Origin of the sequence: Flavobacterium hercynium, from assembly GCF_002217285.1 — a bacterium.
GTDB classification, from domain to species: Bacteria; Bacteroidota; Bacteroidia; order Flavobacteriales; family Flavobacteriaceae; genus Flavobacterium; species Flavobacterium hercynium.
This window is the reverse complement of the sequence record NZ_MUGW01000032.1, coordinates 38,489-64,683: the sequence shown is the minus strand read 5'-3', so window position 1 is coordinate 64,683 and position 26,195 is coordinate 38,489. Positions and strand designations below refer to the sequence as shown.

The 26,195-nt window shown below is 32.4% G+C and carries 25 protein-coding genes; 5 read left to right on the top strand and 20 right to left on the bottom strand.

The window, feature by feature from the left end:
• Positions 1-180: 180 nt before the first annotated feature.
• From hisD to B0A66_RS15475, 3 genes are all read right to left on the bottom strand, one after another.
• On the bottom strand, positions 181-1,464 hold the full coding sequence (gene hisD, locus B0A66_RS15485; RefSeq protein ID WP_089050761.1) for a histidinol dehydrogenase: 1,284 nt from the start codon (positions 1,462-1,464) through the stop codon (positions 181-183).
• A 176-nt stretch (positions 1,465-1,640) separates the two neighbouring features.
• Entirely contained in the window at positions 1,641-2,498 is an 858-nt protein-coding gene (gene hisG, locus B0A66_RS15480; RefSeq protein WP_089050760.1) for an ATP phosphoribosyltransferase, read from the bottom strand.
• Between the two features lie 508 nt (positions 2,499-3,006).
• A complete protein-coding gene (locus B0A66_RS15475; protein ID WP_089050759.1) occupies positions 3,007-4,005 on the bottom strand; it encodes a zinc dependent phospholipase C family protein in 999 nt (332 codons plus the stop codon).
• Between the two features lie 174 nt (positions 4,006-4,179).
• Between B0A66_RS15475 and B0A66_RS15470 the strand changes: the two genes are divergently transcribed.
• Entirely contained in the window at positions 4,180-5,130 is a 951-nt protein-coding gene (locus B0A66_RS15470) for a glycoside hydrolase family 68 protein (RefSeq protein ID WP_089050758.1), read from the top strand.
• Between the two features lie 19 nt (positions 5,131-5,149).
• On the opposite strand, the gene B0A66_RS15465 is transcribed toward B0A66_RS15470, so the two are convergent.
• The 15 genes from B0A66_RS15465 to B0A66_RS15395 all read right to left on the bottom strand — a co-directional run bounded on the left by B0A66_RS15465 (position 5,150) and on the right by B0A66_RS15395 (position 19,664).
• On the bottom strand, positions 5,150-6,115 hold the full coding sequence (locus B0A66_RS15465; RefSeq protein WP_089050757.1) for a YeiH family protein: 966 nt from the start codon (positions 6,113-6,115) through the stop codon (positions 5,150-5,152).
• A gap of 73 nt (positions 6,116-6,188) precedes the next feature.
• On the bottom strand, positions 6,189-7,085 hold the full coding sequence (locus B0A66_RS15460) for a LysR family transcriptional regulator (RefSeq protein ID WP_089050756.1): 897 nt from the start codon (positions 7,083-7,085) through the stop codon (positions 6,189-6,191).
• 10 nt (positions 7,086-7,095) lie between these two features.
• Positions 7,096-7,845, bottom strand: coding sequence for a hypothetical protein (locus tag B0A66_RS15455; RefSeq protein WP_089050755.1), 750 nt, complete (start codon positions 7,843-7,845; stop codon positions 7,096-7,098).
• A gap of 30 nt (positions 7,846-7,875) precedes the next feature.
• Positions 7,876-9,903: a hypothetical protein gene (locus tag B0A66_RS15450; protein WP_089050754.1), complete on the bottom strand. Its 2,028-nt coding sequence runs from the start codon at positions 9,901-9,903 to the stop codon at positions 7,876-7,878.
• Positions 9,904-9,975: 72 nt separating this feature from the next.
• Positions 9,976-10,722, bottom strand: a complete 747-nt coding sequence (gene fabG / locus B0A66_RS15445) for a 3-oxoacyl-[acyl-carrier-protein] reductase (RefSeq protein WP_089050753.1) — start codon at positions 10,720-10,722, stop codon at positions 9,976-9,978.
• A 239-nt stretch (positions 10,723-10,961) separates the two neighbouring features.
• A complete protein-coding gene (locus B0A66_RS22910) occupies positions 10,962-11,135 on the bottom strand; it encodes a hypothetical protein (RefSeq protein ID WP_165766625.1) in 174 nt (57 codons plus the stop codon).
• A 307-nt stretch (positions 11,136-11,442) separates the two neighbouring features.
• Positions 11,443-11,871 carry a hypothetical protein gene (locus tag B0A66_RS15435; RefSeq protein WP_089050751.1) on the bottom strand — a complete coding sequence of 143 codons (429 nt, stop codon included), beginning with the start codon at positions 11,869-11,871 and terminating at the stop codon, positions 11,443-11,445.
• Between the two features lie 149 nt (positions 11,872-12,020).
• Entirely contained in the window at positions 12,021-12,893 is an 873-nt protein-coding gene (gene sucD, locus B0A66_RS15430) for a succinate--CoA ligase subunit alpha (protein WP_089050750.1), read from the bottom strand.
• A gap of 86 nt (positions 12,894-12,979) precedes the next feature.
• Positions 12,980-13,342 (bottom strand): nuclear transport factor 2 family protein, encoded by a 363-nt coding sequence (locus B0A66_RS15425; RefSeq protein WP_089050749.1) that lies wholly within the window; start codon positions 13,340-13,342, stop codon positions 12,980-12,982.
• Between the two features lies 1 nt (position 13,343).
• Positions 13,344-14,273, bottom strand: a complete 930-nt coding sequence (locus tag B0A66_RS15420) for a UDP-3-O-(3-hydroxymyristoyl)glucosamine N-acyltransferase (RefSeq protein WP_089050748.1) — start codon at positions 14,271-14,273, stop codon at positions 13,344-13,346.
• 133 nt (positions 14,274-14,406) lie between these two features.
• The gene (gene efp, locus B0A66_RS15415; protein ID WP_035624093.1) at positions 14,407-14,973 is read right to left on the bottom strand and encodes an elongation factor P; all 567 of its coding nucleotides are present in this window, start codon (positions 14,971-14,973) and stop codon (positions 14,407-14,409) included.
• 136 nt (positions 14,974-15,109) lie between these two features.
• The gene (lpxA, locus tag B0A66_RS15410; protein WP_089050747.1) at positions 15,110-15,895 is read right to left on the bottom strand and encodes an acyl-ACP--UDP-N-acetylglucosamine O-acyltransferase; all 786 of its coding nucleotides are present in this window, start codon (positions 15,893-15,895) and stop codon (positions 15,110-15,112) included.
• A gap of 75 nt (positions 15,896-15,970) precedes the next feature.
• Positions 15,971-17,359: a bifunctional UDP-3-O-[3-hydroxymyristoyl] N-acetylglucosamine deacetylase/3-hydroxyacyl-ACP dehydratase gene (locus B0A66_RS15405; RefSeq protein WP_089050828.1), complete on the bottom strand. Its 1,389-nt coding sequence runs from the start codon at positions 17,357-17,359 to the stop codon at positions 15,971-15,973.
• The gene (lpxD, locus tag B0A66_RS15400; RefSeq protein ID WP_089050746.1) at positions 17,352-18,395 is read right to left on the bottom strand and encodes a UDP-3-O-(3-hydroxymyristoyl)glucosamine N-acyltransferase; all 1,044 of its coding nucleotides are present in this window, start codon (positions 18,393-18,395) and stop codon (positions 17,352-17,354) included. Before lpxD ends, B0A66_RS15405 begins: the two co-directional genes overlap by 8 nt.
• A gap of 39 nt (positions 18,396-18,434) precedes the next feature.
• Positions 18,435-19,664, bottom strand: coding sequence for an HD domain-containing protein (locus B0A66_RS15395; protein WP_089050745.1), 1,230 nt, complete (start codon positions 19,662-19,664; stop codon positions 18,435-18,437).
• 218 nt (positions 19,665-19,882) lie between these two features.
• On the opposite strand from B0A66_RS15395, the gene porX reads away from it, so the two are divergent.
• The 4 genes from porX to B0A66_RS15375 all read left to right on the top strand — a co-directional run bounded on the left by porX (position 19,883) and on the right by B0A66_RS15375 (position 23,642).
• The gene (porX, locus tag B0A66_RS15390) at positions 19,883-21,436 is read left to right on the top strand and encodes a T9SS response regulator signal transducer PorX (protein ID WP_089050744.1); all 1,554 of its coding nucleotides are present in this window, start codon (positions 19,883-19,885) and stop codon (positions 21,434-21,436) included.
• 69 nt (positions 21,437-21,505) lie between these two features.
• The gene (gene tsaE, locus B0A66_RS15385) at positions 21,506-21,913 is read left to right on the top strand and encodes a tRNA (adenosine(37)-N6)-threonylcarbamoyltransferase complex ATPase subunit type 1 TsaE (RefSeq protein ID WP_089050743.1); all 408 of its coding nucleotides are present in this window, start codon (positions 21,506-21,508) and stop codon (positions 21,911-21,913) included.
• Between the two features lie 117 nt (positions 21,914-22,030).
• Positions 22,031-23,230: an alanine dehydrogenase gene (locus B0A66_RS15380; RefSeq protein WP_089050742.1), complete on the top strand. Its 1,200-nt coding sequence runs from the start codon at positions 22,031-22,033 to the stop codon at positions 23,228-23,230.
• Between the two features lie 37 nt (positions 23,231-23,267).
• Positions 23,268-23,642 (top strand): DUF4258 domain-containing protein, encoded by a 375-nt coding sequence (locus B0A66_RS15375; RefSeq protein WP_089050741.1) that lies wholly within the window; start codon positions 23,268-23,270, stop codon positions 23,640-23,642.
• A gap of 41 nt (positions 23,643-23,683) precedes the next feature.
• Here B0A66_RS15375 and B0A66_RS15370 read toward each other — a convergent pair whose 3' ends face one another.
• Both B0A66_RS15370 and ung read right to left on the bottom strand, forming a co-directional pair.
• Positions 23,684-25,402, bottom strand: coding sequence for a CotH kinase family protein (locus B0A66_RS15370; RefSeq protein WP_089050740.1), 1,719 nt, complete (start codon positions 25,400-25,402; stop codon positions 23,684-23,686).
• Between the two features lie 40 nt (positions 25,403-25,442).
• Positions 25,443-26,117, bottom strand: a complete 675-nt coding sequence (ung, locus tag B0A66_RS15365; protein ID WP_089050739.1) for a uracil-DNA glycosylase — start codon at positions 26,115-26,117, stop codon at positions 25,443-25,445.
• Positions 26,118-26,195 lie beyond the last annotated feature (78 nt).

Genomic DNA, 26,195 nt, shown 5'->3' with positions numbered 1-26,195 from the left:
TTCTCTGCTTTTTAGGCTATGCTATATTACTATATTACTATATTACTATATTACTATATTACTTTATCTATTTATCTATTTATTTATCTATTTATTTCTTTATTTATTTATTTCTTTATTTAGTTTGTTCTTTTCTTCTAACAATCTTACAATCTAAAATTCTTAAAATCTAAAAATCAATTAATCTAAACTATTCAAACGAAGCGTTACCGCATTCTTATGCGCCTGTAAACCTTCGGCTTCTGCCATAATTTCAATTGCCTTACCAATGTTTTGAATCCCTTTTTCATTTATTTTCTGAAAGGTCATAGATTTCAAAAAGCTATCTAAATTCACACCGCTATAATTTTTAGCGTATCCGTTTGTTGGTAAAGTATGATTGGTTCCGGAAGCGTAATCTCCAGCGCTTTCCGGAGTGTAATTCCCAATAAAAACAGAACCTGCATTCAGAATTCCGTTGCAGTAAAAATCATCAAATTCAGAGCAAATAATAAAGTGTTCCGGTCCGTATTCATTAATCAAATCAAGTGCAATCTGATCATTTTCAACATAAATCAGTTTTGAATTTTCGATTGCTTTTTCGGCAATGTCTTTTCTCGGAAGTTCGTTTAATTGAAGCTGAATTTCTTCTTCTACAGCACTAATCAGTTTTTTTGAAGTAGAAACTAAAATTACCTGACTATCCGTTCCGTGTTCAGCCTGTGACAACAAATCTGATGCTACAAAGGCTGGAACAGCAGTATCATCTGCCACAATCAATAGTTCCGAAGGTCCTGCCGGCATGTCTATTGCTACTCCAAACTGTGTTGCTAATTGTTTTGCTACTGTTACAAATTGATTTCCGGGACCAAAGATTTTATACACTTTCGGGATCGACTCTGTTCCAAATGTCATTCCGGCAATAGCCTGAATTCCACCAACCTTCAATATTTTTGTAACTCCACATAACTGAGCAGCATAAAGTATTGCAGGATTTATTTTTCCTTTTTTATCAGGAGGCGAACATAAAACAATTTCTTTGCAACCCGCAATTTGAGCAGGAACTGCTAACATTAAAACTGTCGAAAACAAAGGCGCCGTTCCACCAGGAATGTACAATCCTATTTTCTGAATAGGTCTTTTTTCCTGCCAGCAATTCACGCCTTCAGTAGTTTCAACAGTAATTCTTTCTGTTTTTTGCGCGCTGTGAAATTTATAAATATTATTTTTCGCCAGTGTTATAGCGTCTTTCAATTCCGTAGAAATTAAGCTTATTGCTTCTTCTATTTCCTGAGGAGAAACTTCGTAATTATCTAATGTAATCCCATCAAATATCGAAGTGTATTTTGCAACAGCTTCATCCCCTTTTTTCTGTACTTCCTTGAAGATTTCTTTTACCGTTACCTCGATATCATCAATCGTTTTGGTCGGTCTTTCTAGTATTGCTGACCAGGTATTGGGTTTTGGATTTTCTATCTTTTTCATTTTTTTATATTGCTATAGGCTATAAGCTGTAGGCTTTAAGCTTTTTTATTCTGCTATATTTTTTTTTCTGCTCTATGCTATAAGCTTTAAGCTTTAGGCTTTTTGTTTTTTTACTATTTACTATTTTCAGGCCTAAAGCTTAAAGCCTAATGCCTAGAGCGTAAAGCCAAAAAGCTTTACAATACCATTTTTTCAATTGGACAAATTAAAATTCCTTCGGCTCCGGCGTCTTTTAACTGATCGATGACATCCCAAAAAGTATCTTTATCGATTACTGAGTGTACGCTGCTCCAGCCTTCCTGAGCTAATGGTAAAACGGTTAAGCTTCGTAAAACGGGTAAGATTTTACCAATTTCGTCAATTTTATCATTAGGAACGTTCATTAAAATATATTTAGAATTTCTTGCTCTTAATACCGATTGAATTCTAAATTTTAAAGTATCAATATGTTTTTGGATTTCAGGCGATACTTTTGGAGAAACAGCTAGAACCGCTTCGCTTTTCAGGATCACTTCTACTTCTTTCAAATTATTCTTAAACAAAGTACTTCCGCTTGATACGATATCAACGATAGCATCGGCAAGACCAATATTAGGCGCAATTTCTACTGAACCCGAAATCTGGTGAATATCAACCGTTAAGCCAAAAGAACTGAAATATTCGGTAACCGTGTTGGGATAAGAAGTTGCAATACGTAATCCTGCTAAATCCTGAATAGAATTGTACTCAAAAGTCTTTGGTACAGCAACAGAAACTTTACATTTTGAGAAGCCTAATTTCTGAACGACTTCGATGTTTTTTCCTTTTTCTGCAAGTAAATTATCCCCAACAATGGCAAGATCAACTACACCATCGATTAGGTATTGTGGAATATCTGAATTACGTAAATATAAAACTTCTAAAGGAAAATTAGATGCTTCGGCTTTTAACTGATCGTTTCCGTTATTGATTGAAATACCACAATCTCTTAGGATTTGAATACTGTCTTCGTTTAAACGACCGGATTTTTGAATTGCAATTTTTAATGTACTCATTTTTGTTTTGTTGATTAGAAGTTTGAGTACAAGGATAGAAATTAAAAAACCCGTTTGATGTACTCAAACGGGTTTTAAAATATGATGATTTACACGCATACCATTAACACATCGCTTGAGAGCAATAATGAAAATGATGATGATGTAATTGAATTGAAATCATGTCGTGATTCTTTTTTTATTCTTTGATTCGTTTGCAAATATAAAAGATAAATTATTATAAAAGCAATATTTATTTTAACTTAATGAAGTTTTATTGTTATAAAAAGATTTTTGTTGTGTTTTTACTAAAGAATTCACCACTAATTCCTAGCCCTGATGGGAAGGAAAATCCTTTTGTGCTGGGGTTCGGCACAAAAGATTTGGGAGGACAGCAGGAAATAGCTCCTAAAAAATAAACTTTACTTTTCAGATCAAGACATAAAAAAACCTTCTGCTTAAAATAAGACAGAAGGCTTTTAGAATATATGTTTGAAGTGTTATCTGAGCGCAAAAACTGACTTATAAATTAGTCATTTTGATTTCTCATTCCGAATAAATCTCCTTTTTTAAATAATTTCAAGTCTTCTTTTAAAGCTTTACTATTACGTTTTGTAAGCTCTTGAGAATCTAAATCACTTAAATCAGGTTTTCCTGCATTAACCCATGCCGTATACCAAAAACTTGAAGTCGCTGCAATCGCTTTCTTCATTTGATTTTCTACCATTCCGTTAAGTTCCTGGTGCAATTTTGCAGCATATTCATCCGAGAATTTATTCGAATTGTATTTGCTTTTTACAATTTTACCGTCTGCATCAACAACAAAAACTTGGTTTTCAGGAGTTGCTGTTCTTAGTTTTTTATCAACGTCTAATAAAGGTTTTACTAAACTGTGCGTGTCTTTCATAAGATCCCAAGTGGCTTTGTGTACGTCTTCGTAATATTGTGCTTCCGGAACATTCAGTTTGTAATTTTTAGCAAATAACTCTGGCAATCTGCTTTCCCAAAGTGAATGAATCCCTTTTTGACCCGTCAATTGTCCGTCGTGATTTGCAGAAGTATGCAAAGGCATGTGAGCATCTCCAATATAATGCCCTAAATCTGCTGCAAGAAATAGAATTTCTGCTCTGTTTTTTTCTTTAAAAGCTTTAGTTAGCTTCGCCATCATGTCTTCAATAAACCAAGGCAAAATTCCATTGTCATTTAAGAATTTAGCATCGTACTTTTTAGTAGCTTCTTCTAATGTTTTAGGAAGACTGTCAATTGGTCCAAAGTTTTCTAAATCAAGGTAATGTCTTGGATTTTCTTCTTTGTATTTTAATGCATATTTACGAATATCCGGTACCGAAGCTTCTTGTGTAATAAAATCGATGTGATTGTAAAAAAATACTTGTAGTGGTTGAGGAAGTGCCATTACAGCTGCTTTGTTAATGCGCTCATGCCCTACTATTCCCCATGATAATGTTAGAAAAGCAACTCCAATCACCATACCGATGATTAACTTTGATTTCATTTTGAAGTTTTTCATTTTTGTTTTTTAATTTGAACTGCAAATGTATCTCATTTATGTATAATTCGAAAAAATCCTAAATACTATTACATCAATTTAACTTTATATTTTTTTTAGCTATAAAAATTAATCTACGTCTATTTCATAAACTTTCTTATTAAATTTGACGCTCAAATACCTTAACATTTAAACATGCGCCTAATCAAATTCACGTTTATCGCTCTTCTTTTTACATCTTTTTGCAGTGCTCAGGATGATGTAGAATTAAAAACGGTTGTCGATACCATCCTTAATCCTAAGCGAACCTTGCAAGTAGCTGATCCTTTGAATGCTGTAAAAACAATGCAAAAGCTCTTTCCTGGGAAATTCTACAAATTAGACAATGACAATGTTTTTTTAAGCTGGAAATGTCAATCTTGCAAAACGCAGCTTTACACGGATGTTAATGGTATGGAAGAAGATCAGCCATTTCCTTACAAAGAAGGTGTTGCAACAAGACATCTGGAAACTATTACCTATAAAGATTCAAAAGAAAATCAGTTTAAGCTTGTATTCTTTAACCACTCTGTTTATGATCCGGATGGAGCGCAAACAGGAAGATTTGTTGGTGGATTGATTGGTGTAGCCAAGTTCGCTAAAAATGATAAGATCTGGCAAATGCGCTCTTTCCAGCCTGCCATTGCCGCTTTTGGTGCTTTTTCACGTGCTCCCACTCCCAAATTAGTGCAAATTGGCGAAGATCAATATGCTTTTACAATTGTACATTCTAATGGTGGAGCTGGTGGTGCTTATTCAGGTTATTTTTATCTTGTTGCAGGATTTGACGGAAAATATCAACCTTTGATCGAAGTACCAAACTATCAGATAACGAATAGTGACAGCAGCACGTGGTCAGGAAGTTATACTGTTGTAAATGATGGGAAGAAAAAATTCTTTAGAGATTTTATCATTACAACAAAAGGTTATTACTCAAAGTCTAAAGGCGGAGAATATGATTACGAAATAGATATGCCTACCGAAGTTAGCGAATTGGCAAAAACAAAGAAATACTTTGATTTTACAATTGAAAAACGACTTTCTTTTAATGGTAAAATTTATACCGTAGTTGGTAAGCCAATCGTAAAGTATTCAAACATTAAATAATAGCTGATCTATTACTTTTCTAACGAAAGTACAGAATAGCAATCAAACTTAAAGTGGCTATAAAAATCCACAACGAAACACCTTGAAGTAACGGCTTTACTCCTACTGATTTTAAAGTCGTTACATTCAATGTTGCACCAATTAAAAACAAAGTAATCGTTAAGCCAATCTTGGCAATGCCAACAATATGCGGAGCAATTATACTGCTTTTGGGAACATAAGAATTGATTAACATTGCAAGAATAAACAAACCAATAAAATAAGGAATCTTAATTTTTGAGTTTTTATTCTTAAAGATTAAAGCCGTTAGAACAGAAATTGGAATGATCCACAAGGCTCTTGCTAATTTTACAGTTGTTGCAATTTGTAATGCTTCAGCACCATATTTATTGGCTGCTCCAACTACAGAACTTGTATCGTGGATTGCAATCGCACACCAAAGTCCAAAATCTTTTTGAGATAAATCAAGCTGATGCCCAATATAAGGGAAAACAAATAAAGCAGCAGAATTTAGAATAAAAATCACGCCCAAAGCCACTGAGGTCTGTTTTTCATCTGATTTGATAACCGGAGCAATGGCCGCAATGGCACTTCCACCACAAATAGCTGTACCACAAGAAATTAAATGCGCTATTTTTTTATCGATATTGAACAGTTTTCCAATACATGTTCCCAATACTAAAGTAGCAAAAATTGAAAAAACAGTAAGCAGAAAGCCTTCTTTTCCAGCTGAAAAAGCAGTTCCAGCATTCATACCAAAACCTAAACCCACAACTGAAAATTGCAGTAAAAAAGTAATTGTTTTGTGATTGAATGTGACAAACGGATTTCCAAAAACGTTCACCACTAAAACTCCAAAAAGCAAAGCAATTGGAGGCGAAATTATCGAGAATATACATAACACAATAACCAAAGCAAAAATGGCCTGTTGAATGTAGAGGTTAACTTCAAGTAAGTGTGACGCAGAATATTGTTTCGTTTTCAAAATAAGGTACTTAATATTACCTTACAAAGGTCTGCCCTTTATAGCTAAATCGCCAATCGTATTATTTAATCAACTATAACTTTAAGTTATAATACAATGAAACATTGTCAAGAAATAACTCAGACAAAGAATCTGATTTTCCGAGTAAAGTAATCACGTAAAAGTATCTTTCTATAACAAGGTTTTCTACATCTAAAACAATAAGTTCATTGTTTTTAAGCTCATTACTTACGGCGTGTATTGACATAAAGGCAAAGCAGTCAGAATTCAATAAATATGATTTAATACTTTCTGTACTACCCAATTGCATTTCAATTTGTAAATCCGAAATCTTAAAATCTATTTGTTTAAGGGCGTACTCAATAACTTCAAGTGTTCCGGAACCACGCTCACGGGTAATGAATTTCATTGCCTTTAGATCATCCAGCAAAATTTTATTCTGCTTTACTAAAGGATTTTTGGTATTGCAAACCAACACCAATTCATCCTTCAAAAAAGGAATATATTTTATAGATTGATTTTTTGATTGTCCTTCTACAATACCAATTTCAATTTCTTTATTAAGCAATGCGCTTTCAATTTGTTCTGTATTTCCATTCAGCAAATTGACTTTAATGTCTTTTTGTTTCTGATGAAACCTCGCTAAAACCGGTGAAATGATATATTGAGAAATAGTTGTACTTGCTCCTAAACGCAACAAACCCTGACGCTCATTGCTAAACGAACTCATATCAAATTCGATTTCTCTGTAAATTTCGAAAATATTTTTCGTGTGTTCAACTAGAATTTGTCCCGCCGGAGTTAAGGCAATTTTGGAACCATTTCGTTCAAAAAGCTTGGTTTTATATTCTTCTTCAAGTTCCTGAATATGTTTAGAAACAGCTGGCTGGCTAATATATAGTTCCGCGGCAGCTTTCGTAAAGTTGAGCCTAAGTGCTACGGTATAAAAAACTTTTAGCCTAAAATCCATTTTTAAATAATTAAGGTATTGTTTGCATTACGGTCATTGAAAATATCCTGTTATTTTTTAAACACCAAATTATTTCATAAGATTCTGAACCGTCTCCTCCTGATACAATAAGATACAATTCTCCATTTTTACCCAGAAACAAACTTGTAAATTCTACATTTAAATCATACAAATGAGCAAGTGCCTCTTTTGGAAAATTATAAGTATTATTGTTTTGTATAATTTTTATAGATTTAAATTCGTTTCGGGGAATTGAATTACTAAATCCCCAAAAATCAGATTTATTATCTATTATATATCCGCCATCTTTTATTCTGGAAATAGTATGTTTCGTTTTATCAAAAGCTTTTATTTCAACATCAACCTGTAAGTTATCTTTCTTAAGAGTACTTTTATTTGCATTTTGATTTAGCAAATTTAGTTTCTTTAATTCATTCAAATATAAGATTCTGCTTTTATGAATAAAACCTTCTTCGTTTATACTTTTATATCTTAAAAATTCTTTTATTTTTGGATCAGGATTAACAGGAAGCCAAACTTTCAACCATTCCCCTTTAGGCTCCGGATCTTCATATAAACTAATGAAAAACACCTGACCTTCAATAATTTTTTCAATTACTTTAGATTTTACCGTTTCTCCCTGCCTAACATTAACATAGCCATCTTTGTCATAGATAACAGCAAGTTGGGCATGTGAAATAAAACTTAGAAGAAACAGTGTAAAAGTCAATACTACACTGGAAAAATTTTTAGAATACATTTAGAAATATGATTTTTAATTTTCTCCGAATTACAACAAACCATTGTATTTGCGAACAAACCATTCTGTTGTTAGTAAAGCTGCAATTAAAATCAATAACCAAACCCAGTCAATTATAGGCGTTTTTGTCGAGATATTTTTTTCAATCGATTTGTATTCTTTATTTTCAATCAAGGTTTTGATCAAGTCATCTGCCTGATCTTGAAAAAATGCTTTCCCATTTGTTTGCAATGCCAGTTGCTCCAATTTTGAAACATCCGGATTTACAAATTGTTTTTCTATATCGAAATCTAAAATCTCAAAATGACTTGAATACGAAGTGTTTGAATTCAGTTCTTTTATTGTAAAATTATACTTGCCAGCCTGTAAACCATCTAAATTTGCCGAAAATGAATTATTGCCTTTCAACAAGTCATAATTCTTAGCCTGCTTCGTTTCAACGTTGGTTACCGTTATTGTAAGTCGCGCTTTTTCGTCAAACTCATAATTTTTATTGAAGTACTGCGCATTTATAATAATTGCTTCTCCTGAATTATAAAAACTTTCATGCGTTACAACCAATGATTTTTTAGTTGTTGCCGAAGCAAGAAACTGAATTATTTTGTCTGTAAAAATATCATACTTAGAAAAAGATTGCTGATCTATATGACTTTGCAAACGCCATTTCCAGCTATTTTCTCCTAATAAAAATGCAGTACGTTTGCCTTGATTTTCGGCGAAAGCCAATAAAGGAGCATTTGTAGAAACATTTCTAATTTTAGACGAAAGCAAAACCGAAACATTTCCGTTTGTCGTAATGGTTCCAAATAAATTTTGTAATGGAGGGAAATTTTCAAATCCAATATTATCGACAGCAAACAAATTAAATTGCGACTGAAATTCGCTTAAATAATCTTCTCTCTGTCCACTCATTTTAAAAACCAGACTATTTTGCTGTTGATTTAAAAAATTAAAATCGGTATTAGTTCCTGTAATGATCAGCGTGTTTGTTCCTGCCAATTTAGTATTATCAAATATAGGTTTAAAAACGGCTGTTGGCTGGTATAATATTAAAATCGACGCCTCTTGCAACTGATTGATTTCATTTGGCTTAACCAAAATTACTTTACGCTGTGCATTCGATTCTATAGAACGTTTTAATGCCGCGATATCAGGATGATTTATGGCAGAAACAATAGCAATGGTCGATTTTTGATCTATTATTTCGACCGCAAAGTTTTTAACGTTATTGTAATTGTTTTTCTCTTTTAGGTTAGAAGAAATACTTGCTTTAAAAATCTGTAATCCCACTTTATCTGCAGGAAGCAAAAGATTTAAAGTCGCTGTCTTTTTAGAAGCAGAAAATGAAACTTTTTCTTTGACTAGCACTGAATTTCCTTGTGCAATTGAAAAATCTGCAGTAACACTTTTACCACCGGAATATTGAAGAAAAACTTCAACCGGGAATTTATTTTTATGGAACGCATATTTATTTACGTTCAATTGATTTATTTTTAAATCAAAAAAGGTAGTTGTATCTCCCACAACCAAAGGATATACTTTATTTGCAGGATCAAAACGGTATACGTAATCGTTTCCTGTAGTCTGATTTCCATCTGTTATAATAACCGTTGGGTAAACACTATTTTTATTGATGCTTTTTAAATTCCTGGCAACCTGATCTAAATTGGTTTGCTTTCCTTTAAAATCAAACTTATCCGAAATTTTTAAGTCGGTATCAAACTGATAAGACTGAATTTCAAATTTTTCCTGCAATGCAGGATTAGAAGCTAAAAGTTTATATAACTCCTCTACTTTTTTTTCCGACTTCAAGGCCGTGATAGAGCTGGAATTATCAACTACAAGAGCCAAAGGTGTTTTGGTTACTTCGAGTGCGTTTTTTGTCAATACTGGATTAATAAGCAAAACAAATAATCCAAAAATGGCTAAAAAACGCAATAAAGCCAAAAACAAAGTCATTTTTGACTTGCTTTTGGCTTTGAAATAATATTGAAAATACGACAGACCACCCGCTATTACTAAAGAAAGTAATAATAAAAAAATCGTGTTTGTAGTCATATTTAATTCAATTTATAGTTTTTAGTTTCTGGTTGCAGAACAATAAACTACAAACCATAAACAATTTAAGTATTAAGTAAGCATTCCTCCACAAACATTAAGAACTTGTCCTGTAACATAAGCACTCATATCTGATGCTAAGAATAGACATGCATTTGCAACATCTTCTGTAGTACCACCACGTTTCAACGGAATTCCTTCTCTCCATCCTTTTACAACATCCTCAGATAATTTTGCTGTCATTTCAGTTTCAATAAATCCTGGAGCAATTGCGTTACAACGAATGTTACGAGAACCTAATTCTAATGCTACTGATTTTGTAAAACCAATTGCACCTGCTTTAGAAGCAGCATAGTTTGTTTGTCCTGCATTTCCAGAAACACCAACTACAGAACTAATATTAATAATAGAACCAGCACGTTGTTTTAAAAATGTTTTTTGAATGGCTTTTGTCATATTGAAAACAGATTTAAGGTTAACATCAATAACCTGATCAAAATCAGCCTCAGACATACGCATTAACAAATTATCCTTTGTAATTCCGGCATTGTTAATCAAAATATCTACTGTTCCAAAATCAGCTAAAACAGCATCAACAAAAGTTTGCGCTTCATTAAAATCGGCAGCATTCGATTGGTATCCTTTTGCTTTTACTCCTAAAGCATTCAATTCAGCCTCTAAAGCTTCAGCAGAAGCAGCAGATGAGCTATATGTAAACGCAACGTTTGCACCATGTTTAGCGAAAACTTCAGCAATTCCTTTTCCAATTCCACGGCTAGCACCTGTAATGATGGCAACTTTTCCTTCTAGTAATTTCATATTCAAAATTAATGTTAATATTTATTTGTAGCTATTCCTGCTATCCGCTTGTATCTTTTCCTTGCAAAAAAAGCAAGAAAAAGGATACCGCTTCTATCAGGGCTATGAATGACATGTCAAATATATGATAATTCTCTTTTTAAAAAAATAACAATCGCAAATGATTTAAGGTATACCTCTCAAATTTAGAAATGAAACAAAAAAACCAGTAGCATTACACCACTGGTCATTTCTATATTCTAATCTATTTCTAATCCACCGCCTGGAAAAGGTTCTACCGGAAGAGGATCTGGTACCTTAATAATTGGAGGCAACACAATACATGGTCCATAATATGGATATGGTGTCCATTCTTTAGTGCAAATGACTGGGCCATTTCCATTAATGTTCATCTGTTCATTTGTACTAAGCATTTCAACACCTTTTAAATTCAAAAATGATTTCAACATAATAATTTAGGTTCTTAGAATTTGTTTGCTCAATCGTTTTATGTCTGTTGAGTTTTCAGACACTAAAAGCAAATTTACTTTCAAACCTAAATATACTAATAAGATCTGATTCTAAACAGATAATTGTAAGAAATTATTGTATTCACAAAATACATCGTGATTCTTCAACAACTTAGTAATCTTACAGTTCCTAATACTAAAGTTGATAATGGAGCATAAAAAAAGCACTTCAATTGAAGTGCTTTTTTTATTTTTATAGTGGCTTGTTAGCTTAGAAAGCAACATTCCATCTTGGTAATTTTGCGTTTTCATCTAAGAAATTTTGCAAAACTTGTCCTTCTACTGTAGTTGGAATTCCTTTTACATCAGCAGTAAAAGTTTCGTACCAAACCACTTCTAAAGCAGAAATGTTTTCTAACTTCATTTGTGCCGGCCAAGAATATTTTCTTCCTGTCTTTGCAAATTGATGTCCGTTTACGATTTTATCATATAAACCACCGTTTTTGCTTTTTAAAGTTCCATCGTTCTGAACAGTTCCTGTAGAACCCACCATGATTAATTCTTTTGCATCACCTTCAACAGCATAAACTACAAAAACTCCAGCACCAGATTCCGGTGCATTACATGCTTGCTCTAAACTATCTTCTACAGTAAAAGTAAAACTATTTGTTACTTTAAACTTCTCTAATTCTTTGATCATATTTCTATTTATTTTTAACCGAAGTGCTACGTTTACAATAAACTAAGCCCTCGCTAGCTGTTAGATTTCCAACAGGCTATTAATGTAAAAAAAGTCTCAACGAAATATTGAGACTTTTTTTCTGAATTTATTATTTTGAATATCAGATATTATCCTAATATTTCTTTTACTTTCTTTCCAATTTCAGCTGGAGAGTCAACAACGTGAATTCCGTTATCTCTCATGATTTGTTTTTTAGCAGCAGCAGTATCATCAGAACCACCAACAATAGCACCTGCGTGACCCATTGTTCTACCAGCAGGAGCAGTTTCTCCAGCGATAAAACCAACAACTGGTTTACGGTTACCATCAGCTTTAACCCATTTAGCAGCATCAGCTTCTAATTGACCACCGATTTCACCAATCATGATGATAATTTCAGTTTCTGGATCATTCATTAATAATTCAACAGCTTCTTTTGTAGTTGTTCCAATAATTGGATCTCCACCAATTCCGATAGCTGTAGTAATTCCTAAACCTTGTTTTACAACTTGGTCAGCAGCTTCGTAAGTTAAAGTTCCTGATTTAGAAACGATACCAACTGTTCCTTTTTTGAAAACGAAACCTGGCATGATACCAACTTTAGCTTCTCCCGGAGTAATGATACCTGGGCAGTTTGGTCCGATTAATCTAGAATTTCTTTCTTTAACATAATTATTTGCTTTAATCATGTCTGCTACAGGAATTCCTTCTGTAATAGCAATAATTACTTTAATTCCAGCATCAGCAGCTTCCATAATTGCATCAGCAGCAAAAGCTGGCGGAACAAAAATAATTGAAGTATCAGCACCAGCTTGATCTACAGCATCTTTTACTGTATTAAAAACTGGACGATCTAAATGGCTAGTTCCTCCTTTTCCTGGAGTTACACCACCAACAACGTTAGTACCGTACTCGATCATTTGAGAAGCATGGAAAGTTCCTTCGCTTCCTGTAAATCCTTGAACAATTATTTTGGAATCTTTATTAACTAAAACACTCATGATATATATTTTATGTAGTTTTTAAAATTGTGTTGCAAAAATAAGGTTTTGTAATGTATTTTCAGCCTTTTTAGCATCAAAAAATGCTAAGAAAATTGACTCATCTGATAACCTCTGTATAATTTATCGTCTTTAATTTGCCAAATCGTAGCAAAATGGGCTAATAACATTTCTTCTCTTGGGTTTTCGATCGTTTTCACGTAGTGCGAATATCGGATTGAAACCAAATCATCTTCAGCAATGATATGACTAATTCGAACTTTAGAACGCACATAAGCACGACTCAATTCGTTCGCCATCTCAAGCATCGAATCATAATTAAGAATAATTAAGCCTTTTGTACTATTCCAGTCTACCACAATATCAGGGTGCAAATAAGTTTTCATTATTTCACTATCAATTAAGGCATCTGACTTATAAAATTTTTGAACAAATTCTTTAATAGACATATTACTTCAATTTATTTAAAATTTCAGGAATCTTCTTAATATTGGCTAATTGTTTTAATTTTTCTCTTGATTCTTCAATTGGCGTACCAAAATAAGATTTCCCTCCTTCTACAGATTTTGTAACTCCGGTTTGTCCCATAATAACAGCCTTAGCTCCTATCGTAATACCACTTGTTGTACCCACCTGACCCCAAATAGTTACTTCGTCTTCGATTATAACACAACCTGCAATTCCGGTTTGCGATGCAATTAAACATTTTTTGCCTATTACAGAATCATGTCCAACATGTACCTGATTGTCAATTTTGGTTCCTTCTCCGATGGTTGTATCTCCTGTAACACCTTTGTCAATGGTACAAAGGGCTCCAATACCTACATTATCTTCAATAACAACTCTTCCACCGGAAATAAGCTGATCAAAACCTTCAGCGCGTTTTTTATAGTAGAATGCATCAGCACCTAAAATAGTTCCGGCATGAATAATAACATTATCACCAATAACAGTATGATCGTAAATGGAAACATTTGAATGTATCAAACAATTTTTACCAATAGTAACATGATTACCAATAAAACTATTAGGCTGAATTACAGTTCCTTCTCCAATAACAGCAGAATCTGCAATCGCAACATTTGCATATTGAAACGGTCTAAAATGTTTTGTAAGCGTATTAAAATCTCTAAAAGGATCATCAGAGATTAGAAGTGCTTTACCTTCAGGGCAGTCTACTTTTTTATTAATTAAAACAATTGTAGCGGCAGATTGTAACGCTTTGTCGTAATATTTAGGATGGTCAACAAAAACAATATCACCAGGTTCTACAACATGTATTTCGTTCATGCCTAAAACCGGAAAGTCTTTGTCCCCAATAAATTCGCATTGAAGCAAATTTGCAATTTCTTGTAAAGAATGGCTCTTTTGAAATTTCATATTCTATAATTAGAAAATGTATCAATCAGAAAATAAGTCAACTAGAAAATGTGTCAATTAGAAATGAAATTATTCCGCTTCTGTTAGGCATTACTTTCTAATTGACTCATTGACCAATTATTTATTTGATAAACTACTCTTTAACACGCTCCATGTAAGAACCTGAAGCAGTATCAATTTTAATTTTATCTCCTTCGTTAATAAACAATGGAACGTTTACAGTTGCTCCCGTTTCTACCGTAGCAGATTTAGTAGCATTTGTAGCTGTATTTCCTTTTACTCCTGGCTCTGCATAAGTAACTTCAAGAATTACTGATGATGGCATATCTACTGATAAAGGCAAATCAGTTTCAGTATTTACCTGAACCATTACGCTTGTACCTTCTTTCAATAATCCCGGAGCATCCAAGATATTTTTATTTAAAGAAATTTGCTCAAAAGATTCTGTATTCATAAAATGAAATTCATCTCCTTCAGCATATAAAAACTGGTAGTTATGCGTTTCTACACGCACATCGTCAATTTTATGACCAGCAGAAAATGTATTATCTAATACTCTTCCTGTAGTTAAACTTCTTAATTTTGTTCTTACGAAAGCTGGACCTTTTCCAGGTTTAACGTGAAGAAATTCTACGATTTTATAAATATCATGATTAAACTTGATACATAATCCGTTTCTAATATCTGATGTAGATGCCATTTTTTTTATTTTAGATTTTAGAGTGTAGATTTTAGATTCTAAAAAAATACTGCTCTTTTATTTTTATACTATATTACTATTCAATTTATTAAAATTCTAAGTTAGAAATCTAAAATCAGAAATCTAAACTCTAAAATTAATAATTTCCTGAATAACCTTTCATAATTCCTCTTGATGAATTTCTGATAAAATCTAAAATTTCATCTCTCTCCGGAGTAGCTTCCATCTCAGCTTCAATAATACTTAAAGCCTGAGTTGTATTGTAATTCTTTTGGTATAATATTCTGTAAATTTCCTGAATTTCTCTGATTTTATCAGTACTAAAACCTCTGCGTCTTAAACCTACAGAATTAATACCTACGTATGATAACGGCTCTTTTGCTGCTTTTGTATATGGCGGAACATCTTTTCTTACCAAAGATCCACCAGAAATCATAGCATGATCTCCAATATGAATAAATTGATGAATAGCAGCCAAACCACCGATAACAGCATGATTTCCAACTACAACGTGACCTGCCAATGCAACACCGTTTACAATAATAGCATTATTACCAATTTCGCAATCGTGTGCAATATGTGCGTAAGCCATAACTAGACAATTGTTCCCAAGAATCGTTTGTCCAGATGCAACAGTTCCTCTATTGATAGTTACACATTCTCTAATCGTACAATTATCTCCAATAATAGCAAGAGAATCCTCTCCGCCAAATTTTAAATCCTGCGGAACTGCGGAAATAACAGCGCCTGGAAAAATATTACAATTTTTTCCAATACGCGCGCCTTCCATAATAGTCACATTTGAACCAATCCAAGTACCATCACCAATAATAACATTATTGTGAATTGTTGTAAAAGGTTCAATTACAACATTTTTGGCGATTTTAGCGCCAGGATGAACATAAGCTAATGGTTGATTCATCTGTATGTTTTATATTTTTAATTAAAAATAGTCTGATTTTAGGTCACAAACCTAAACAATAAATTTCATTAAATATTATTGTTTTTTTACAATTTGTGCCATTAATTCTGCCTCAGTTACTAATTTTCCGTTTGCGTATGCATTTGCCTGCATGTGGCAGATTCCTCTTCTGATAGGAGAAATCAATTCGCATTTAAAAATTAATGTATCACCCGGCAATACTTTATGCTTGAATTTAACATTGTCTATTTTCATGAAATAGGTTAAATAATTTTCAGGATCCGGAACAGTACTTAATACCAAAATTCCTCCTGTTTGCGCCATTGCTTCTACAATTAAAACTCCTGGCATTACTGGTGCTTCCGGGAAATGTCCAACAAAGAAATTCTCATTCATTGTAACATTCTTTAAACCAACAACATGACGATCAGACATTTCTATAATTCTGTCAATCAACAAAAATGGTGGTCTGTGAGGCAACATTGCCATGATTTTATGTATGTCCATCAAAGGCTCTTTATTCAAATCATAAACAGGAACCTGGTTTCTTTGCTCAATCTTAATGATTTTACCAATCTTCTTAGCAAATTGAGTATTTACATAGTGACCTGGCTTGTTTGCAATGATTTTTCCTTGAATTCTAACACCAATCAGTGCTAAATCTCCAACAACATCAAGTAATTTATGACGTGCCGCTTCGTTTGGATAATGTAACGTCAAGTTATCTAAAACACCATTTGGCTTAACTGAAATTTTATCTTTTCCAAAGGCTTTCTTTAAATTTTCCATTGTAGCATCTGAGATTTCTTTATCTACATATACAATAGCGTTATTTAAATCACCACCTTTAATCAATCCGTTCTCTAATAAAGATTCCAATTCATGTAAAAAACTAAAAGTTCTTGAATTTGAAATTTCATTTTTGAAATCTGCAATACTTTTCATAGTTGCATTTTGAGTACCTAAAACTTTAGTACCAAAATCTACCATTGCAGTAACTTGATAGTCGTCACTTGGCATAACCAAAATCTCACTTCCAGTTGCTTCGTCAGTAAAGGAAATAACTTCTTTTACTACATAAACATTACGTTTTGCATCTTGCTCTTCTACTCCTGCTTTTTCAATAGCTTCAACAAAATATTTTGAAGAACCATCCATAATTGGCAGTTCTGAAGCATTTAATTCTATGATAACATTATCCAGATCACATCCAACTAATGCAGCTAAAACGTGTTCTGGTGTCTGAATTTTTACACCTAATTTTTCTAAATTTGTACCTCTTTGCGTATTAACAACATAATTAGCATCTGCTTCAATTACAGGATGACCTTGCAAATCTATTCTTACAAAAGTGAAACCATTATTAATAGGAGCTGGTTTAAAAGTCATTGTAACTTCTTTTCCAGTATGTAATCCAACTCCTGTTAGTGAAATTTCATTTTTGATGGTCTTCTGTTTAACCATTATTTCCATTTTTTGGGTTTATTATTTGTTTTTTCAATTCTTCAACTTCGGCTACTATCTTAGGCAGATTCTTGAAATGCACATACGATTTATTAAAATCTGTATAAGCAAGTGATGGTGTTCCCTGCAAAATTTCATCATCCTTGATATTTCTTGCAACTCCTGACTGTGCCTGAAGTCTAACATTATTACCAATAGTCAAATGACCTGCAATACCAACCTGTCCGCCAATCATACAGTTTTCACCAATTTTTGTAGAACCTGCAACACCACTTTGAGCTGCTATTACAGTATTTTTACCAATCTCCACATTGTGTGCAATTTGTATCTGATTATCCAGTTTAACTCCTTTTCTAATAATTGTAGAACCAAGAGTTGCTCTGTCTATCGTTGTATTTGCGCCAATATCTACATTGTCTTCTATAATAACGTTTCCAATCTGTGGAACTTTACTATATACTCCTTCTTCATTCGGCACAAAACCAAATCCATCTGCTCCAATAATAGTTCCAGAATGTATTGTACAATTATTACCAATTATTGTTTCAGAATATATTTTGGCGCCGGCAAAAATAAACACATTATCTCCAATAACAACATTATCACCAATAAAACTGTTTGGGTAAATTTTTACGTTATCACCTAATACCACATTTTGTCCTACGTAACTAAAGCTTCCTAAATATAAATTTTCTCCATATTTAGTTCCTTCAGACATAAAAGACTGTGGTTCTATACCATTTTTATTTAATTTTACCTGATTGTAAAACTGTAAAAGTTTAGAAAAAGAGGCATAAGCATCTTCTACTTTTATTAACGTGGTAGTAATCTCGGCTTCGGGTACAAAGCTATCATTAACAATTGTTACTGTAGCTTTTGTGGTATATATATGATTGATATATTTCGGGTTAGCCAAAAAAGTAAGCGACCCTTCCTCGCCTTCTTCTATTTTAGATAAGCGAGAAACTTCTGCATTGGGATTCCCAACAACTTCTCCTTCTAAAATTCCTGCTATTTGTTCTGCTGTAAATTTCATCGCGACAAAAATATAAAAAATAGATTTTAAATGTTAATTTTAGATAAGTTGTTTTGGAAAACAGATATAATATTTTGTCACCAATTTAGATAACGATTTCAAATTCAGCTGATCAGAAGCTTCAACGACGTCCTCAATTGTTTTATCTTTTTTAAGAATTCTTATCGGTTCTGCTGCTTTACTGTAGGCTTGGTTTTTTATTTTACCACTAAAAATAAAATAATCCGCTTCTGAAAGCGTAATACTATGCTCTTTTGCAAAATTTTCTCTTAAAGATTGTGTTTCTTCTGAAGGAATCTTCTCTGCACTCATTTTAATTTTTAGCAAATCTCTGTTAATGATCATTTTACTTAAAGTTGAAAGTATAAAATCATTCTGGTTTTGCCAAGCCTTTAAAGCACTAATGATATCAAAATCATCTAATTGGGCAAATAAGTCTAATATATCAGCATCGAAATTTTCCAGTGTAACTTTATTTTTCATAAAATACAAAAGAGGTTCGCTACATGGTAGATCAATACCTTTTAAGGTTAACTCTCTTGCTCTCTTTAAAACTTTCATTAAAATCAGCTCGGCAACCAAACTTGTTTTATGTAAATAAGCCTGCCAGTACATTAATCGTCTGGAAAGCAGGAATTTTTCAACAGAATAAATTCCTTTTTCTTCTATAACAAGCACACCATCAACAACATTCATCATCTGAATCAATCGTTCAGAATTTACATTTCCTTCTGCTACACCAGTGTAAAAACTATCTCGTTTTAAATAATCCATACGATCCATATCCAATTGACTGGATATTAATTGCAGCATGAACTTTCTATGATAATCTCCTTTAAAAACCTGAATTGCGAGGCTTAATTTTCCTTCAAACTCATCATTTAACTGATTCATGAATAATAAAGAAATAGCTTCATGATTTACATCTTCTACAATGCTTTTTTCCATTGCATGCGAAAAAGGTCCATGTCCAATATCATGCAGTAAAATAGCAATAAGTAATGCATTTTCTTCTTCCGTTGAAATTACAACACCTTTAAAACGAAGCGTTTCAATTGCTTTTTGCATCAAATGCATACATCCTAACGCATGATGAAAACGGGTATGATTTGCTCCGGGATATACTAAATACGACAATCCCATTTGGGATATACGACGCAAACGCTGAAAATACGGATGCTGAACAAGATCGTAAATAAGCTCATTTGGAATAGAAATAAATCCGTAAATGGGATCGTTAAAAATTTTTAATTTATTTATATAGGTCACTATCAGATTCTTTTTAGGTGAACAAATATAAGTAAATAACTATAAATAGATTTCTGTTTTTAACTTAAAAAACAGTTCGATAAGCCTTAACATTCTGAAAATTAATTCAAACATAGCCAAAACTAAAAAAAACTAAATTTCTTATTCTGAATTTTATACTATTTTTAATACTTTTTAAGTTCTATACTTTTAAATTGCATTAAAAATTAAAATCATTTATGGATAAGATAAAAATACTTTGGGTCGATGATGAAATCGATCTTTTAAAGCCACATATATTATTTCTTGAGAAAAAAAATTACGAAGTAACAACTTGCAACAATGGCTTAGATGCTATTGCACTTTTTGAAGAGGATAATTTTGATATTGTATTTCTTGATGAGAATATGCCGGGAATGAGCGGATTAGAAACGCTTTCTGAAATGAAGGAGAAAAAATCAGCCATTCCGATGATCATGATCACTAAAAGTGAGGAAGAATATATAATGGAGGAAGCTATTGGTTCTAAAATTGCAGACTATTTGATAAAACCGGTTAATCCAAATCAGATTTTATTGAGTTTAAAAAAGAATCTGGATCATTCGAGATTAATTTCTGAAAAAACGACTTTAGATTATCAGAAAGAATTTAGAAAAATCTCTATGGAAATGGCGATGGTCAATTCTTATGAAGATTGGGTTGAACTTTATAAAAAACTAATTTTCTGGGAATTAGAGCTTGAAAATATTAACGATCAGGGAATGATTGAAATTTTGGAGTCCCAAAAAGTAGAAGCCAATTCTCAATTCGGAAAGTATATTGAACGAAATTATGAAGATTGGTTTGCTCCTAAAGCAGACAAACCAATTCAGTCTAATACTTTATTCAAAGAGCTTGTTGTTCCAGAAATCAAGAAGAAAGACAAGCCGATTTTGTTTGTTGTTATTGATAATTTACGTTACGATCAATGGAAATCTTTTGAAACTGTTGTATCTAATTATTATAAATTAGAAAAAGAGGTTCCCTATTATTCTATTCTTCCAACTGCTACACAATATGCCAGAAACTCTATTTTCTCTGGATTAATGCCTCTTGAAATGGAAAAGCAATTTCCGGAATATTGGAAAAATGATGTGGAAGATGGAGGAAAAAATCTTTATGAAGCTGAATTTTTAAGCGCTCAGCTAAAAAGGTTAGGTTTAAACATTAAGGAAGATTATTTCAAGATTACCAATTATGCGGGTGGAAAAAAACTTGCAGAAAATTTCAAAGCATTAAAAGGAAATGATTTGGTAACTATTGTTTACAACTTTGTAGACATGTTGTCGCACGCTAAAACCGAAATGGATGTAGTTAAAGAACTTGCTTCAGATGATAAAGCATATCGTTCCCTTACTTTGAGCTGGTTTAAAAATTCACCGCTTTTGGAAATCATACAGCAAGCACAACTTTTAGGCTTTAAACTAATACTTACTACCGATCATGGAACAATAAATGTAAAAAATCCATCTAAAGTAGTGGGAGATAAAAATACAAGCTTAAATTTGCGTTACAAAACCGGACGTAGTTTAACTTACGAGCAGAAAGATGTTTACGTAGTAAAAGAACCTAAAGCGATTGGTTTACCAGCTATAAATATGAGTAGTTCGTTTATTTTTGCCAAAAATGATTACTTTTTGGCTTACGTAAATAACTATAATCATTATGTAAGTTACTATAAAAACACGTATCAGCATGGTGGAATTTCGTTAGAAGAAATGATTATTCCATTCTTGGTTTTTAATCCAAAATAGAGAAAAAGCGCAACTACAGTTTTAAGTCATAAATTAAAACTGTAGTTGCGATTATAAAATAAATATACAATGAATATCATTTTTTCATTAGATCAAATTAATGAAGTAGCGGAAAAAATTCTAGCTCAGAATCCAAAGAAAATTATTCTATTTAATGGAGAAATGGGGGTTGGAAAAACTACCTTAATTAAACAATTATGCAAGACTTTGGGAGTTCAAGACGCTACAAGCAGTCCAACCTTTTCTTTAGTTAATGAATACTACACTACTAATAATCAAATTGTTTATCATTTTGACTTTTACAGACTAAACAAAGAAACAGAAGCTCTTGATATGGGAGTTGATGATTATTTATATTCCGGAAATTGGTGTTTTATTGAATGGTCTGAAAAAATCGAAAATCTAATTCCTGAAGAACATTCTGTTGTATCGATTACCTTATTGGAAGATGGAAATAGAGAATTGAAATTGATGTAATTGTGAGGAAATAATTTTAGAAAATCAATTTAATTTCATCACATAGTATTAGCAGAAAATTTGCATTAAATTTAAAACTTTTTACGTAATTTGTACTCTTAATTTTTCGCACAACACATGTCAATAACCTTAACTCCATTTACGAAACAACAATTGTTGCCACAAGAAGAAAAACTTGAAGTTGGTCGATTTAAAAGAGAGCTTTTCATTGGGATTCCAAAAGAAACAAGCTATCAGGAACGTCGTATTTGCCTGACTCCCGATGCCGTAAATTCGTTGACCTACGAAGGTCATCGCGTTATGATTGAATCCGGAGCCGGAGAAAGTTCAAGTTATTCAGATAAAGAATACTCAGATGCTGGTGCCGAAGTAACAAAAGATACTAAAAAAGTTTTTGGATGTCCTATGCTGCTTAAAGTAGAACCTCCAACATTGGCTGAAATCGAAATGATTAATCCCGAGACAATCATTATTTCTGCGATTCAGTTAAAAACAAAAAAGAAAGCGTATTTCGAAGCTTTAGCTCAAAAAAAAATAACCGCACTCGCTTTTGAATATATCAAAGATGAAGACGGGTCTTACCCTGCTGTAAAATCATTAAGTGAAATTGCCGGAACTGCTTCTATACTTGTTGCTGCAGAATTAATGATTACAAATGAATTTGGTAAAGGCCTTTTATTCGGTAATATTACTGGCGTCCCTCCTACTGAAGTTGTTATTTTAGGTGCAGGAACGGTAGGTGAATTTGCTGCTAAAACAGCCATTGGTTTAGGTGCTAATGTTAAAGTTTTTGACAATTCTATTACGAAATTACGTCGTCTTCAAAATAATTTAAACCAACGCATTTTTACATCAACAGTACAACAAAAAGCTTTACTCAAAGCATTACGCCGCTGTGATGTAGCTATTGGAGCAATGCGAGGAAAAGAACGTTGTCCTATCATAGTTACTGAAACAATGGTAGAACACATGAAGAAAGGTGCCGTAATTGTAGATGTTAGTATTGATACCGGAGGTTGTTTTGAGACGTCTGAAGTTACCACACACGAAAAACCTACTTTTATAAAAAGTAATGTTTTACACTATTGTGTACCTAATATTCCATCTCGTTATTCCAAAACAGCATCCCTTTCTATAAGCAATATCCTAACTCCGTATTTACTGCAAATAGCCGAAGATGGTGGTTTAGAAAGTGCAATACGATGCAACAAAGGTCTTAAAAACGGAATTTACCTTTATCATGGCATATTAACGAATAAAGCTATTGGTGAATGGTTCGATTTACCGGATAACGACATCAATTTACTTGTGTTTTAAAAGAACTTTAGCTTACCTTTGCAACAAAAAAAAATTCATGAAGTTCGTACATCGTTTTGCTTATTATTTGATTGGTTTAGTTATTGGGTGCTTTTTCGTAGCACTTGTGTTTAGTGGAAAAGATACTCGTTGCAACTATTTTCCTAATGCGAGAGTTTTGAATAATTTAAGGACAAAACCTTTTCATTATTCAGAAAAAGCGGTTCAGATTCTTAATGAAAAATGGGTTGATACCGCTGATATAAAAAATACATTAAAATTTGGTGATGTTGATTTTGATAATAGTAACGTTCCTTTCAACAAAGGAAAACTTTATATTATCGAAGGAAAGACACTTAAAAATCAAGAGATAATTCTAAAAATTACTAATTACGAAAACAAAGCAGTTTTAGAAGAAATTATAAAAAAATAGATAGATAATAAAAAAAGCCAGTTCTAAAACTGGCTTTTTTGTTACTCTTTAATAATACGTTTAATGTCAACTTTATTTTCTGAATCTACTACTTTAATAAAGTATATTCCTTTACTCAGGTTTTTTAAAGAAATCTGATCTTCATTCCCTTCTGCGGATTTGTTTAAAATTAGCCTTCCTGTATTATCATATAAATATAAAGAATGATTTGCATTATCTATCAAACTAATATTTACAATATCTGAAGCTGGATTTGGATATAGTACTACTTTTGCCACCTTGTCAAATGTTGCTATACTTAACGTAGTATTGTCTGTACCGCAATCTTCTGAAAATTTCATATCTAAGTATGACAATCTTTTTGTTAACCACTCGGAGATATAATCTATCTCGTTTTCATTGGCAGTGAAATCGGGCCACGCCATATTCTCTCTTTCATATATACCATTTTGCTTTAAAACATCATGATTTGAAACAAGCATTTCCATAATATTAGAATGAGTGATTATGGTACTTCTTAATTCAATCCATCTCGATTTTAATTTCTCATGAAAGCCGCCTTCTGAACAATCGTTAAATAGACGTTTATACAAACCGTTCTTTAATATATCATCTGTAATATTTTCATGCTGACCATTCCATATTGTACCAAAAGTACCATCTAAATCCCATGGAACATAAAAATAAGGTTCATTTGAACTGTATCTGGCAACATAAAGATTCTTCCCCGTGTTGTCTGTAGCTCTTAATACATTAAGAAATATAAAATAATCTACTGCATTATCAATTTGAAATCTACTTTTATAATTATTATTAAAAGTCTCTTCATTCGAATTTAAAATGAAATTAGTAAAATCATATAAATTTGCCCAATTTGTTTCTTCGTTTGGATATTTATATTCCATGCCACTCCATAACAAGCTATTGTTATCATAATCAGACAAAGCTGTAAATGTTGAAGCGCCACCCCAGGTATCACCTTTATAAAGCTCGCCCCTAATTTTACCATTGTGTTTTTTTAATTTGAGCAGCTTTCTTTTGACTTTTTCACCAACACAATATACACCTCGATATTCACCATTTACAAATAATTCTACATACTTCATTTCAATCCCGCTTACTGCATCAGGTTCAGAATTAATGTAATAAGGTTTATGAATTAATCTCCACAAATCATTGTTGGTTTTACTATGAAATCTAAGAGACTCATTATACATTGCTTGCAAATTCCACCCATCTTCTGCATGCATTCCAAGCAAACTAACATCATGAGTTTCAGTACCGTCTTCATCACTCCAAAATTCTATTTCCAGTGATTTTTTAGCCAATGTTTGAGAATATGCCCCTCTATACTGAATACCAATATTAGAAACAACACTATTTTGATTACTCTCAATCATTTTAAAAGTTGCCAAAACACTTGGCTCATCAACAATAGCATCAGTTACTCCAATACTAATTAAAGGCAGTTGAGTAAAATAAAGAATATAGACTTTACTATCAACTGAACTAATAATATTGTAAGGTGTACCAATTACAATACTATTAACCGGCGTTTCGAAACTGTAATCTGCATCTAATGCAATACTTCCTTTTTCACCAACCCAAGTAGTGTTAACGAAATTTACATTAAGATTAGTAACAATTAATGCTTTATTTAAATCAATATGAAATTGATTAGAAGGAATAAGAATTTTTTCATTTGCCTGAGAAATGTAGGTACAGCAAATCGCAAAAAGTAAAAGTAATTTTTGTTTCATATCGTGGTATTTGAATTCGAAACAAAAATAAAATTAACTTTTACATTTCCCACTTAATTTCAGAAATTCCTTTGGATTTCAAGAACGAATTTGTCTTGCTAAAATGTTTGTTTCCGAACCACTTCCCTTGATTGGCGCTCATTGGCGAAGGATGTCCGGTTTCTAAAACATGATGTTTTGACCTGTCTATTTTAATACCTTTTTTCTGAGCAAAACTACCCCATAATAAAAAAACTACATCCTCTTTCTGTTCCGAAATAGCTTGAATTACTGCATCTGTAAAAAGATTCCATTTTAGGTGCTTATGACTATTAGGACTATCCTTACGAACTGTTAAAGATGCATTTAGCAATAAAACACCTTGAGCTGCCCATCTTTCTAAATTACCCGACGAAGGCATAAAAACAGAATCGAAATCTGTATTTATTTCGCGGAAAATATTACGTAAAGAAGGAGGAATTTTTACATTATCATTAACCGAAAAACTTAATCCATTTGCTTCGCCTTCTCCATGATAAGGATCCTGACCAATTATTACTACTTTTAAATCATTAAAAGAACAATGATTAAATGCTGAAAAAACTAAATCTAAAGGAGGATAACAAGTATAATTTTTGCACTCCTCTTCTAAAGCAATAAGCAATTCTTTAAAATAAGGCTTACCAATTTCATCTGCTAAAACAACTTGCCAATCTGGAGAAAGGTTAATATTCATTGGGAATTAGATTTTAACTACAAATTACGCAAAGTTTTTTTCAAAGTACTAATTAATAGTGCAATTTCGTTTTAAAAC

What these genes read in the sequence shown, in the direction of transcription:
- hisD (WP_089050761.1), bottom strand. Translation starts at nt 1,464, where the DNA reads ATGAAAAAGATAGAAAATCCAAAACCCAATACCTGGTCAGCAATACTA.
- hisG (WP_089050760.1), bottom strand. Translation starts at nt 2,498, where the DNA reads ATGAGTACATTAAAAATTGCAATTCAAAAATCCGGTCGTTTAAACGAA.
- B0A66_RS15475 (WP_089050759.1), bottom strand. Translation starts at nt 4,005, where the DNA reads ATGAAAAACTTCAAAATGAAATCAAAGTTAATCATCGGTATGGTGATT.
- B0A66_RS15470 (WP_089050758.1), top strand. Translation starts at nt 4,180, where the DNA reads ATGCGCCTAATCAAATTCACGTTTATCGCTCTTCTTTTTACATCTTTT.
- B0A66_RS15460 (WP_089050756.1), bottom strand. Translation starts at nt 7,085, where the DNA reads ATGGATTTTAGGCTAAAAGTTTTTTATACCGTAGCACTTAGGCTCAAC.
- B0A66_RS15455 (WP_089050755.1), bottom strand. Translation starts at nt 7,845, where the DNA reads ATGTATTCTAAAAATTTTTCCAGTGTAGTATTGACTTTTACACTGTTT.
- B0A66_RS15450 (WP_089050754.1), bottom strand. Translation starts at nt 9,903, where the DNA reads ATGACTACAAACACGATTTTTTTATTATTACTTTCTTTAGTAATAGCG.
- fabG (WP_089050753.1), bottom strand. Translation starts at nt 10,722, where the DNA reads ATGAAATTACTAGAAGGAAAAGTTGCCATCATTACAGGTGCTAGCCGT.
- B0A66_RS22910 (WP_165766625.1), bottom strand. Translation starts at nt 11,135, where the DNA reads ATGCTTAGTACAAATGAACAGATGAACATTAATGGAAATGGCCCAGTC.
- B0A66_RS15435 (WP_089050751.1), bottom strand. Translation starts at nt 11,871, where the DNA reads ATGATCAAAGAATTAGAGAAGTTTAAAGTAACAAATAGTTTTACTTTT.
- sucD (WP_089050750.1), bottom strand. Translation starts at nt 12,893, where the DNA reads ATGAGTGTTTTAGTTAATAAAGATTCCAAAATAATTGTTCAAGGATTT.
- B0A66_RS15425 (WP_089050749.1), bottom strand. Translation starts at nt 13,342, where the DNA reads ATGTCTATTAAAGAATTTGTTCAAAAATTTTATAAGTCAGATGCCTTA.
- B0A66_RS15420 (WP_089050748.1), bottom strand. Translation starts at nt 14,273, where the DNA reads ATGAAATTTCAAAAGAGCCATTCTTTACAAGAAATTGCAAATTTGCTT.
- efp (WP_035624093.1), bottom strand. Translation starts at nt 14,973, where the DNA reads ATGGCATCTACATCAGATATTAGAAACGGATTATGTATCAAGTTTAAT.
- lpxA (WP_089050747.1), bottom strand. Translation starts at nt 15,895, where the DNA reads ATGAATCAACCATTAGCTTATGTTCATCCTGGCGCTAAAATCGCCAAA.
- B0A66_RS15405 (WP_089050828.1), bottom strand. Translation starts at nt 17,359, where the DNA reads ATGGTTAAACAGAAGACCATCAAAAATGAAATTTCACTAACAGGAGTT.
- lpxD (WP_089050746.1), bottom strand. Translation starts at nt 18,395, where the DNA reads ATGAAATTTACAGCAGAACAAATAGCAGGAATTTTAGAAGGAGAAGTT.
- porX (WP_089050744.1), top strand. Translation starts at nt 19,883, where the DNA reads ATGGATAAGATAAAAATACTTTGGGTCGATGATGAAATCGATCTTTTA.
- tsaE (WP_089050743.1), top strand. Translation starts at nt 21,506, where the DNA reads ATGAATATCATTTTTTCATTAGATCAAATTAATGAAGTAGCGGAAAAA.
- B0A66_RS15380 (WP_089050742.1), top strand. Translation starts at nt 22,031, where the DNA reads ATGTCAATAACCTTAACTCCATTTACGAAACAACAATTGTTGCCACAA.
- B0A66_RS15375 (WP_089050741.1), top strand. Translation starts at nt 23,268, where the DNA reads ATGAAGTTCGTACATCGTTTTGCTTATTATTTGATTGGTTTAGTTATT.
- B0A66_RS15370 (WP_089050740.1), bottom strand. Translation starts at nt 25,402, where the DNA reads ATGAAACAAAAATTACTTTTACTTTTTGCGATTTGCTGTACCTACATT.
- ung (WP_089050739.1), bottom strand. Translation starts at nt 26,117, where the DNA reads ATGAATATTAACCTTTCTCCAGATTGGCAAGTTGTTTTAGCAGATGAA.